The organism is Vibrio sp. OPT46, from assembly GCF_015163535.1.
GTDB lineage: Bacteria > Pseudomonadota > Gammaproteobacteria > Enterobacterales > Vibrionaceae > Vibrio > Vibrio alginolyticus.
Genome location: NZ_JADDYG010000127.1, coordinates 1 through 11,531, shown reverse-complemented (window position 1 = coordinate 11,531; position 11,531 = coordinate 1). Strand labels below are relative to the sequence as shown.

12 protein-coding genes are annotated in these 11,531 nt (G+C 39.1%); 10 read left to right on the top strand and 2 right to left on the bottom strand.

What is annotated here, in order from left to right; all coding sequences use genetic code 11:
• From IQR33_RS32360 to IQR33_RS05440, 8 genes are all read left to right on the top strand, one after another.
• Nucleotides 1-458 (top strand): type VI secretion IcmF C-terminal domain-containing protein (locus IQR33_RS32360; protein ID WP_322631753.1); only part of this gene is annotated, 458 nt, incomplete at its 5' end.
• An 8-nt stretch (nt 459-466) separates the two neighbouring features.
• Nucleotides 467-1,099: a protein kinase domain-containing protein gene (locus tag IQR33_RS05470; protein ID WP_180818131.1), complete on the top strand. Its 633-nt coding sequence runs from the start codon at nt 467-469 to the stop codon at nt 1,097-1,099.
• 15 nt (nt 1,100-1,114) lie between these two features.
• Nucleotides 1,115-3,004 carry a hypothetical protein gene (locus tag IQR33_RS05465; RefSeq protein WP_140184280.1) on the top strand — a complete coding sequence of 630 codons (1,890 nt, stop codon included), beginning with the start codon at nt 1,115-1,117 and terminating at the stop codon, nt 3,002-3,004.
• Nucleotides 3,005-3,603: 599 nt separating this feature from the next.
• Nucleotides 3,604-4,401 carry a winged helix-turn-helix domain-containing protein gene (locus IQR33_RS05460; RefSeq protein ID WP_228013773.1) on the top strand — a complete coding sequence of 266 codons (798 nt, stop codon included), beginning with the start codon at nt 3,604-3,606 and terminating at the stop codon, nt 4,399-4,401.
• Nucleotides 4,376-4,876, top strand: coding sequence for a hypothetical protein (locus IQR33_RS05455; protein WP_086587039.1), 501 nt, complete (start codon nt 4,376-4,378; stop codon nt 4,874-4,876). Before IQR33_RS05460 ends, IQR33_RS05455 begins: the two co-directional genes overlap by 26 nt.
• A 108-nt stretch (nt 4,877-4,984) precedes the next feature.
• The gene (locus tag IQR33_RS05450) at nt 4,985-5,779 is read left to right on the top strand and encodes a winged helix-turn-helix domain-containing protein (protein WP_140184557.1); all 795 of its coding nucleotides are present in this window, start codon (nt 4,985-4,987) and stop codon (nt 5,777-5,779) included.
• Nucleotides 5,763-6,242, top strand: coding sequence for a hypothetical protein (locus IQR33_RS05445; protein ID WP_140184556.1), 480 nt, complete (start codon nt 5,763-5,765; stop codon nt 6,240-6,242). Before IQR33_RS05450 ends, IQR33_RS05445 begins: the two co-directional genes overlap by 17 nt.
• Before the next feature lie 210 nt (nt 6,243-6,452).
• Entirely contained in the window at nt 6,453-7,457 is a 1,005-nt protein-coding gene (locus tag IQR33_RS05440) for a GlxA family transcriptional regulator (RefSeq protein WP_193837302.1), read from the top strand.
• A gap of 28 nt (nt 7,458-7,485) precedes the next feature.
• Here IQR33_RS05440 and IQR33_RS05435 read toward each other — a convergent pair whose 3' ends face one another.
• Both IQR33_RS05435 and IQR33_RS05430 read right to left on the bottom strand, forming a co-directional pair.
• Nucleotides 7,486-7,767 (bottom strand): hypothetical protein, encoded by a 282-nt coding sequence (locus IQR33_RS05435; protein WP_193837303.1) that lies wholly within the window; start codon nt 7,765-7,767, stop codon nt 7,486-7,488.
• A gap of 17 nt (nt 7,768-7,784) precedes the next feature.
• Nucleotides 7,785-8,360: a nucleoside 2-deoxyribosyltransferase gene (locus tag IQR33_RS05430; RefSeq protein ID WP_086587044.1), complete on the bottom strand. Its 576-nt coding sequence runs from the start codon at nt 8,358-8,360 to the stop codon at nt 7,785-7,787.
• Nucleotides 8,361-8,764: 404 nt separating this feature from the next.
• Between IQR33_RS05430 and IQR33_RS05425 the strand changes: the two genes are divergently transcribed.
• Nucleotides 8,765-10,270 carry an aldehyde dehydrogenase family protein gene (locus IQR33_RS05425; protein ID WP_140184029.1) on the top strand — a complete coding sequence of 502 codons (1,506 nt, stop codon included), beginning with the start codon at nt 8,765-8,767 and terminating at the stop codon, nt 10,268-10,270.
• Between the two features lie 279 nt (nt 10,271-10,549).
• Nucleotides 10,550-10,852 (top strand): hypothetical protein, encoded by a 303-nt coding sequence (locus IQR33_RS05420; protein ID WP_228013772.1) that lies wholly within the window; start codon nt 10,550-10,552, stop codon nt 10,850-10,852.
• Nucleotides 10,853-11,531 lie beyond the last annotated feature (679 nt).

Sequence of the window (11,531 nt, the reverse complement as noted above, 5' to 3'; positions counted from 1 at the left end):
ACACTCGTAAGCAACTTGAATTAGTTCAAAAACTGAGTGGCATTTTCTTCGGTTCTTCAGGAGATGATCTTGGGTTAAGGCTTGAAGTAAAAGCGAGCTCAATGAGTACTGACGTGACGGAATTCCGCCTACGAGAGGCTGAAACGATTTACGACTACAAACATGGTCCAAGAGTGTGGCGCGAGATAACTTGGCCAACCGCAGGAGTGGATGGCTATTTGAGTGCAGAATTCTACAGCGGTCAGAATCGAGTCGCACAACAATCATTTACCGGTCAGTGGGCGTTGTTGCGCGCTATTTTTGCGAATAAGAGCAGTGCGACATCGAGCCGCTTGATTCGTAAGCTCAACTACAAAATTAACCAAAACAACATCGTATTGGATTACACGTTGCGTGATTCCAAACAACCATTGGATAAATCTTTATTTGTTCAATTCTCGTTGCCTAAGCAGCTTTAAGGTTGTCGATGTTGAAAGCAGTGATTGAACCGCAGGAACGAGTGTGTTGCCAAGTTTTGGCTACTCATTCCCGTGTGCACGAAATCAGTAACGACTTGACCTACTACACTAAGCATTTTGATTCGGCAGAGAGCCTGCAAAGAGAATGGGTTGCTTTGCAAGAGTGTCAGGGTGCTCAAATACAAAAAGTAGTGGATGTCGACTGGAGCAAATTGCAGCTAACGCTGGAGTTTGATCAAAGTGCGATACCGCTGATTGAGTTTGAGCCTAAGGATCTAGCGTTATTTGCTTCGCTTTTGCCTAGTGTGGTTCAGGCGATCAAACACTGTCATAGCAAGGGGTGGGTACATGGCGATATCAAGCCATCTAACCTGCTTTATGTACCTCAATTACAACATATTCGATTGATCGATTTCGGTGCCAGTTGTCGGACTGGATCTTCTCGGGAAGCACTCTCCGATTGGCAAGCAACGCCTATGTTTGCTTCGCCAAATCAAAAGAGTGGGGAAGGTCTGGTAGAAACGGGGGACGACTGGTTTTCACTGATTCAAATCATCGATCAGGTCATGTCATATGCGCATGACTACTCAATAAACTCAACGCTTATCCAGTGGCGAAAAGCCCTGAGCCTTGAGATTTAGATAGAAGGAAAGCTAATGAATAAAAAACAGCTTGCTGCAGCCAATCTCGACTTCGATGTGTCATCAATCAAAGGGACGGATGGAAAATTAATCCCTAACTTAGGATGCGCGATAGAAATTGAGCAATGGTTGAAAAAACTGTCTCTCGCATGCGGGAGAAGGCACTCTAACAGAGCCTTACCTTATTTAGAAAAAGCGATAGATGTTATCTATTCTGAGGTTGAGGCGGAATTGTATCGCCAGTCAGGAAACAATAGTAGCGCCTACGAAGCTAGCGCAGTTACTAAGCATCCTGTATGGCAGTTTTTTGTAGAACGAGTGACGAAAAAGTTTGGTAGTGTCGTTAAGGTGATTCAACCACACCGTTCACCAACGGAATCTGTCCGTTCGAAATTGATTAACCGTACTTTCTTCCAAATGCTGCATAACAAGCATGAAATTTTGAAGCGTTCTCATAGCAGTATCTTAGCATCCGGTGAGCTTGGCCAAGCCAAGGTAGAAATTCTTGATGCACAAGTTAATGCTTTACGAGATGCCTACTTTAATCATGCCAAATGTAATGCTGAACTTTGGCCTGCTATCAATGATCTGTTCCAAAAAGGAAATACCCGCTCTGCTGAGGGCAAAGTAAACCTTGAGGACGGTTCACTGACATTTGAAGCCTCACAAGCACTGTTTGCCGAAGCAAAAGTCGAGTTTGAAAAAACTTGGGACTTCGGAAAAATGAAAAACCAAATCAAAGCATCCGCTGAAATTGGTGCCCGTGAGAGCAGCAAGTTTAGTGCGAGCGCTAAAATCAATAAAGGCGCATTGGGTGGCATTGGGCATAGCCGAGAGCTTTTTAGTGGAAACAAAGAGAAAAGTACTAAATCTGAATTTGAGGTTAATAAGAAAACAGGAAATGCTACTGTTAGTATTGATGATTCGGTAGTAACAACTCAAATTATACCGGGTATCGATTTAGAAATTGATGCGATGCTCGCTGCCGAAATGGGAATGAAGTTAACAGTCTCTCATGAACTTTCTGTGGCTGATTTTATGTCACTAAAGAACGAGGGGGAGCTGTTTGTCGGTGCGACAGCAAAAGTTCAATTCACCGGTGCAATAAACAGTGCCAACGTGGGTACTGAAAATGAAGTTATCAAAACAAAGCTTGGTGCAAGTGCCTTTGTTGGTGCTAAGGCTAGTGGAACAAGTACCTTTACCCTGAAAGCTCGTGGTATGGATATGTTGTCTGGTAGTGTGACTGGTTCTGCATCAGTTGGCTTGGGCGCATCTGCTGCTTTGGAAGCCATTGTTAAAGGTTCTGGAGACTTCACATTTAAAGCGGGTGCAAGTGCAACAGTTGGGGCAGGTACTGGCCTAGAGTTTGGAACTATGGTTAACCCGATGCTACTTAAGGTACTCCTGTGGGATTCGTTTGGTAAGCACCTCCGTTCGAAGCAGACTAAACGCAGAACGGGCATTAAATACAACAGAAACGTTAACCAGGTGGCAGTGAGCCGTTGTGAAGAGAGCATCATGTCTTCGTTGAACATGATAGAAGCGGACTACCGAGTCTTAGCAGAAGAGATCTGGCGTATTCCAACCTTCACAAACATGTCTACTAAGGATGAAGTGACCACGATGCATGATCGTATCGCTAGTCCTGATAGAAATGTTATGGATAAGTATCTAGAAACGCTTGGTGTAAATGATGCTATCAATATGAGCCCTGAGGACATTACTCAAGCCGCTGTTGATATTGATAATCAAGCGCGCTTCAATCAATCGCAAAACATGCTTATGAAGCAGGCGAAGAAAGCAGCTTCGAAGAGGGGAACTAAGTCACTCTCTGGCGGGCTGGCTTTAGCAGGAATGAATGTTATGAATCCAACAATGGGGTTATTGGCGGTCAAACCTTAATCAATAAAAATGGCGAGACATCTCGCCATTTTTTGATGTTTCTATGAAGAATAGTTAAATTTTATGTTGATACTTCTTTCGGTTTCTCAACGAGATACTGGGTAACTCTTTACATAGTAAATTTGGGCTCATGCTATTGAGGTGTCAAGATAGAACTCATGCCATTATGGGTGAAACCAAAAAATGCATGGTCAAAAGGTTAATATCGTAAGCACGCATTCTGTTTGGGTGATAAGTGTAATGGCAATATATTTTTTTTGTAACTTTATGAAATTGTTGTGTTTTGTAAGCCAGTGAAGCGCTGGAGATCTGTTGTAAGAAATAATTACAAGATCACGTAGAAGTCCTGAAATATCTGTTTCGATAATTGATCGCTACTGCTTCCAAGCATATCTGGATAGGTGAGATAATTACCTCCCGATAAAATTAACATGAAGGAACTTTCTAAGGTGTTTGAGTCTTCGAAGCAAACGAAGAGCTAGATATGGTTAAAAAAGCCACCACCTACTTCGCTAAAAATCTAAAGTAGATTAAGGAAACCTAGCTCATTTTGACTCATCATTTAAAAAATACGTAGGTTTTAAATGAATCTATTGAAGATGGAGAATTCAATAGATAGAATTATCACTAATGACTATGTAACCATAGGCAGTAACTGGAAGCAAATTAGCGGCAAGAGCAATAATATGTGGATATTTGATTATCGAGCAGATAAGCAGTTACACAACCTACAGACAAATGAATGCAGAAAACTTGACAACATAGAGAGTAACCTACTTAAGTTATTGCTTTCCAATCAAGGAAAAACGGTGACAAAGGTGGAAATATTTGCGTATGTATGGCCCCAAAAAGTCGTGTCTGAGTCTAGCATTACACAAGCAATAGCTAAATTAAGGCAGTCTTTAAGTGACGACGCTAACGAACAAAATGTTATTAGAACAATACCCAAACTAGGCTATTGTCTTATGCCAAATACTGTTAAGTTGCTAGCAGAGGAAAAAACAGAAGCAGATACTGAGATAAAAAAACACTCAGTAAGTTGGGTATTCATAACTGCATTCACATTCTTGTTGTTTATCAATATTTTATTATTCCATTTCTTATTTGTCGCTCCTGATAGTACTAAACCCATGAGTTTCTATTCATTTAAGGTAGGAAGTAACAACTTTTACGTTGAAAAGAACGATAGAGTAAGTAGTCAGTTGGCAGAGACTATTATTCATAAAAAGGATCTCACTAATGTCAACTTCTATATAACTTCTAATCAAAGTCGACTTTACATTGCATGTTACAAGTTGATGCCAAAGAATGGTCAACAAAGAAGCTATAATTTTTCAGTTGATATAAATCGCGCACTAAAGGATGTTGGTGATGAAGTGTTGGAAACATGTCAATAAAGTGATAGGAATCTTGAGTCTACTACTCATTATTATTTTTTTGATACAAATCTACTTTGCCACATCTTACATACCTAGTTTTGTTAATAAGACGGACACAGTTATTAACAAAGTTATTCTTACTTATGGTGAAGATAAACAAGATTATCGGTATAGAGAGATAAGCTATACACTGGTTCCTTTTTTTCTTAACAGGTATGAACTACTTGCAAATATTCAATTTGATAGTGGTGAGGCTGTAAAAACGCAATTTTTAATGACATTTTGGCCTTTTAGTGAATATTCGATAAAATTTATTAATAAGCTTGTCGATGATGAACAGGTAAAGTTTTTTGATAGGCCTGAACAGCATGTTCTATTTGATGGGGGGGAAGAAGAATTTCAAGTACTACCAAGCGATGCTAGACAATACTGCTATGTTCAATTGTCTAACCAAGCAATTCAGTGTGTAGACATAAATAGTATAAATAAATAATAACGTAGTGTGTTGCCGATATTGCTCAGGAGAGATTTACACTCAGCAACCTCGTAATGATAATACCATAGCTGGCAAACATCGTGTGGAAATATTAAAGGATCAATCATGTGGGTATTTGACCCAACAGCTCGGAGACAACTTTCACATCCAAGCCAAGAAAAGAGTAAGAAGCTCAAGTCTACTGAAAGCAAAATTTTAGAGCTTTTGCTCCTTAACCAAGGAAATGTGGTTACTAAAGAATGTATTTTACAAGAGGTATGGGGAGAGCGGATTGTCTCTGCATCTAGTATTACCCAGTCTATCGCACAAATACGTTTAGCTCTTGGTGACAATGGTAAAGAGCAGCACTATATCAAAACCGTCCCAAAACAAGGTTACATGCTTGTAGTTGATAGGATTACATTTTTACAGCATAACTTAAGTGCGGGAGAGGGAGAAAGCAACGTTACCATAGCTTTCAGTGAAAATAGCAAAAAAAACAAACAGCACCCCAAGAGATCCTCGTTCAAAGCAGTAAACCTACTATCACTAAATGTGCTTACCCAGTGCGTACTTACCGCTTGCCTATCCATAGGCATTTTCTTAATTTCGTATTGGCTTATCACTTTCTACTTTCACTCTCAAAGTATCACTACAAAACAATGGGTAAGTTCCGAGGTTGCAGGTATTAGCTATTATTACGAATCTAGTCCAAGTGGTACTAAGCTATTTGAATCCATTTCAGGCGCCTATCAAAGCAATATAAGCAAAATTTTCCTTTCTAAAAACCCTGAACAGATATATATATCTTGTATCTATAAAACAGAAAATTTTAGTGAAATTCGTTCGGCTAACTTGAGTTTTTCTCACCGATACACAACTCAAAACATCAAAGAGGCTATTCGTGAACAGTGCCATTAAGTTAAACACCTTATTAGCAGTATTGCTTGCTAGCTTAATACTATTACTTGTGTATCTGAACAACATTTTTCATCCTTTTTTTCTAGAAGGAAAAAACAACACTTTGCTGTTCGGTCATGGTGTCACCTACAGTGAGTCGGGAGTCGAGAAGTATCGAGAATTTCATACTCTTGATCACAAATGGACTGGTATGCATCAGCTTCATACGACGTATGGGGCTGAAGGTGCTTCCATAAGTTTGAACGTTTCGTCTTCCTTATATTTTTGGACCTCTAGTTTATTCTCAACCAGTAATACAGTATATAGTGAAGGCTATAAAGCTAGTGTTGAACCGGATGCTACGCAAGCGCACCTTCTTCTGGATACATCCGAGGAATATTTCCAGACCGTCTATCAAGATAGTGATATCTTTTGTTATTCAAGTTTACTCACAGGCAGCATGCAATGCGTTACGGCCGATTGATGATAAAGTAATTACTCTAAATTCATCAATATATTTGGTTATTATGTGGGCGTGTGAGTGAAAAATTAAATAAAATCATACTCTTAATCTGTGTTTCTTTTTCTGTGTTAATTTCAACATAAAAAGTAATTATCATATAAGTTCACTGGTTCAGAGCCTGAAGTTGAGACATAGTAAAGAAAATTATTGTTATACAAGGAAATACGTACAATGCATTTTACGTGTACGGCTCCTAAACCACTTCAAATTACGGCCCTACTTTTCGATGGAATGTCAACAACATCTATTTCTGGTCCAATTGAGATGTTAACTGTTGCAAGTACATTAGCGGGAATTCCAGAACCTAAAATAAACTTAGTCTCAACATCAGGTAAGAACGTTAAAGCACTAGGTGGCATTGGATTGTCACCAAACCTAGACTGGAGTGAAATCTCTGACACTGACATACTTTTAATTGGCTCTTGTGGTGAACCTGAGAAGCTACCACTCTTGATTAGTGATGAAATGGTTAGTTGGCTTAAGAAGTTAATTAAAGATACTTCGTATGTTGTTTCAATTTGTACAGGGGCTTTTCTCCTTGCTCATTTGAACGTACTTAACCGCAAAACTGCTACTACGCATTGGGTTCACAGCCATTTATTCCGCGATCTGTATCCCAAGGTAAAATTGCAGCCGCATATCAAAATTACTCGCGAAGATAACTTGATCTGCACTTCCAGCGTTGGTGAGTACTATCAAGCAATAATGCTCGTTATTGGTGGGCTTTTTGGTTCAAACCACAAAGAAAAATGTGATCATTTTTTAAAAGGGGAGGTGACAGAGGAGCAGCAAGTGTCTCATTCCGATTTTGTAGAGTTTAGGCAGCACAATGATCAACTGATTCATGCCCTACAAGACTGGATGCACGAACAAGACTCGACTCAACTGAATGTTGTCAAATGTGCAAGCCACTGTTTTTTAAGTGAGCGGCAAATGAAACGTCGCTTTAAAATGGCAACAGGAGAAACTCCTATAAACTACATACAGAGGATTCGGATTGCTTTAGCACGAGAGAAATTGAATAGAACCGAATACTCTATAGAGCGGATTTGCAACGAAATTGGATACAATGATACCAACCACTTTCGCGTACTTTTTAAAAAGTATCAAAATATGACGCCAACTGAGTATCGTAAGAGCATACAATATTACAGTAATAGTAATTCTAATATATAAGCCAACAGACGTTAGGTGTACTAGTTATTTAAAATGAGTTAGTTAAAAGTTCTGATTTTGCTAACTCTGTTAAAATTGCTGTACCATTTTTTATAACATACTCTAATGAAGCGCCATTTTCTAAAAGTAATTTCCCGCCAACTTCGACACTAACTAGTACTCCATTAGATTCAAAGTCCATGAACGAACTGTTTACTGCCACAACTCGGTACTCTACAAACTCCGTTGCTACTGCAATTGGAATTTGCATGTGATATTTTTTAACTATTGGTAGCATTATGTTGAGCATATCTTCGGTGAATGAAATCATGTGCATTCCTCTTTAATTTAAACATTTTTGGCTAGTGGATAATAATGCCGATGAAGTTGTAATAAACACTCTTCAAATAGCTTTAGTGACCGATATTTATCGTCTTCATTCAATGTCTCATTCTTCAATATTGAATAGGTCATACCGCCATCAATCATTAAGTTGTCAACTAGGTCGAAATCTTCAATAACCATGTTATTCTTATCTTTATATTCACCATCGGAGAAGCTTACTTTGTTTATCTCATCAATGTTTCTTTGTAGAAATTTACGTTCGTCATGAGTGTAGCCAAGTATTACTTTGCGCAACCCTTTTGCCATCCCTACTTCATATACGGTTCCAACATCAGCACTTGCTCCTCTAAATGGAGTTAAATTCGCGATAACAGCATCTGCCGATAAAATGAGAGCTTCATTAGCACGTGATATTTCAAGGCCGATAGCTTCTTTCGACATCCCATTTATATCAATCTCGTTATCTAATGGATACAAACCGATAAATCCGTATTTGTCGCAAAGCTCCTTTTTTTTAGCACCGATTTCAATTGAATCTTTTAAAAAAACCTCTGGGCCTGCTAGATATACCTTTTTCATGCATAAGATCTCCTTAAATAAAGTGGAGTAATTATGTTTTATTTGTGATGTTTATCAATATTCAACTTATTAGATAGAGAAAAGGTAAATTTATATATATCAATGGGATGGATAAAAATACGACTGATTTTGTCACATTTGCTTAGTGCAACTGTCTTAATTGCTATGGTCAGTTTTCCTTATAATTTTTTAGATTTATAACTCTAAATTATTAGCTATCTAAAATAGGACTAAATAACATGGCAAATCAGACGGAAATGTTGATAATCTTGTTTAAGTTGTTGTTTGTTAGTGTTTTTTAGTGATTGAGTTTTGATTATTAAACTGAGTTTATATTTGAGTTTTAGATAATTAAAGCATAATTTCCGGCATGCTAATTAAATATAAAATCGGAGGGTATATACATGCTGTATTCAAAACCAAATACAGAAAATGCTGTGGTTAACTTTAAAGAAAAATACGCTAACTTCATCGGTGGGCAATGGATCGCTCCTGTTCTTGGGAATTACTTTACTAATACTTCACCTGTAAATAACGAAGTTATTTGTCAGATCCCTGCATCCACAAAGGAAGATATCGATCTAGCTGTAAACGCAGCACATGCTGCAAAATCGACTTGGGCAGCGACATCTGTTACCGAGCGTTCTAACCTACTACTTAAAATTGCAGATCGTATTGAAGCAAACTCAGAAATGTTAGCTGTCGCAGAAACATGGGACAACGGTAAACCAGTTCGAGAAACACTAGCTGCGGATATTCCATTAACTGTTGACCACTTTCGCTACTTCGCGGGTTGCATTAGAGCTCAGGAGGGTACTGCAGCTGAATTAGATAACCATACTGCTACTTACCATTTTCCAGAACCTGTTGGCGTTGTTGGTCAAATTATTCCTTGGAACTTCCCACTGTTAATGGCAGCATGGAAATTGGCCCCGGCGCTTGCTGCTGGTTGCTGTGTGGTATTGAAACCTGCGGAACAAACACCAGCGTCGATTCTAGTTCTGATGGAATTACTAGAAGATCTTTTACCTGCTGGTGTTGTTAATGTCGTAAACGGTATGGGCGCAGAAGCTGGTCAGGCTCTTGCAACTCACGACCGAATTGCAAAAATCGCATTTACAGGTTCAACAGAAGTGGGGCAACACATCTTAAAATGTGCAGCAGACAGTCTTATTCCTTCAACCGTCGAGTTAGGTGGTAAGTCACCAAATATATTTATGGAAGATATTTTCGACCATGAAGATAGTTATGTTGATAAGTGTGTTGAAGGCGTACTTCTTGCTTTCTTTAACCAAGGTGAAGTATGTACTTGTCCATCGCGTTTGTTAATTCAAGAGTCTATCTATGACCGATTCATGGCTAAATTGCTTGACCGAATGAAAACGATTAAGCAAGGGAATCCATTAGATACTGACACACAAGTTGGTTCTCAAGTTTCAGAAGAGCAGTTTAATAAGATTCGTGGCTACATTGGTCTTGGTCTTGAAGAAGGCGCTGAACTTCTTGCGGGTGGGGAGAGCTCGGCAGAAAATGGTTATTTTGTAGAGCCAACATTGTTGAAAGGCACTAACGATATGCGCATCTTCCAAGAAGAAATTTTTGGTCCTGTTGTTGCTGTCACTACTTTCAAAACTATGGAAGAAGCCCTTCAAATAGCAAATGACAGCGAGTACGGCCTGGGTGCAGGTGTCTGGACCCGAGATAGTAACAAAGCATATCGCATGGCTCGTGATATTGAGGCTGGACGAATTTGGGTAAACTGTTACCACGCTTATCCGGCACATGCTGCATTTGGTGGCTATAAAAAATCTGGTATTGGCCGTGAGACACACAAAATGATGCTAGATCACTACCAAAATACCAAAAATATGGTGGTAAGCTATAGTGTTAATCCACTTGGTTTCTTCTAAGCATCCATTCTTATAAACTAAAAATGAGCTCAGTTTGTCCTGAGCTCATTTTTGTCGAATAATTAATTCCTCACTCTAGCAATAACTTGTAGTCTCGTGGAAAGCAATATCGCTGGAAATTATGTTCAGTCCCGTTGAGTGAGGAAGTATGTAGTTATGTGCTGTCTACTTTTTGGAGCTACAATGGTTTGGGAGGTGTACATGTATGTACGATTTGTCGTTGATCAGATCGATGAAGATTCAAATCAGAGAAAGGGCATATTTCAGGCAATTAGTTGTATGAAGAAACAAGAAGTATTTTATGACTATGAACTTGAACATATTGCTGAGGTGATGGCGTGGTTCGACGAAAACCTTGAATCTCCTTTAGACTACTTAAACACACAAAAGTCTAAGAAATCAGAGGTGTATATCAGTTGGTTTCTTGAGTCTTCCTCTAAACATATATCTAAAATACGTGAGTTCGTTTTTTTAGTTGAAAGTAAGGGCGTCGCAGTTGAGCAATTAAGAACAGAAAGCCCTGGTAAAATAGTTTACGCCGATAAATTTCAAGTGTTTGCTAAACCATTCAGACGCTTCTGAACAAGCAAACATAAAAACTATTAAAGAGGGACTCGTACGCTTGGTGTTTTTGGCTCAAGTATTAGTCTTAGTTTATGGCACAATGATTTAATTTAGGTGGTATAGCACTGTTATTCCCTTTACACGGATATAGATGAATCCTCTCATAGTTCGCTGAACGCATACAAGTGTGTTAGGTGTCGATGCTTCAACATCGCCCAGTGATATTGTGACTCTTTTCTTCGATGGCAACGTGCTTCTTAGCTGAGTTTGAGATGGATAGTGCATGCCGATGCTGAATGGTGTTGACTTGAGAGTCATATTGTCATCTTGCCAGTATTGCAGTTAAGCCATCTCACCACACGATGATTTCGGTTATCAGTGATACGAGTCACAAGGTATCAATTCTCCTGCTGCTGCGAGTTCGGTTATTGAGGGGCATTATTAGGGAGCTTTTTTGACCAGAAGCCAACGTTCTGTCGCTCCTTTGTGAAACACTTTTCCCGCCAAGTGCTTCTGGCAAGAGCACTGTGCTCTTGTGTTTTTCTGCCTTTTGGATGACTTTATATAGATAAAAAAGCATTTGAGTAGTGAGCGCCGAGCGAGTTAGCTTTGTGCCGTCCTAAATAAGGTTGACACTTTCCACCCCCAAAATTGGAGAGTGTTATGAAATCAACAACTAAAAGAACTCAGCGCGATT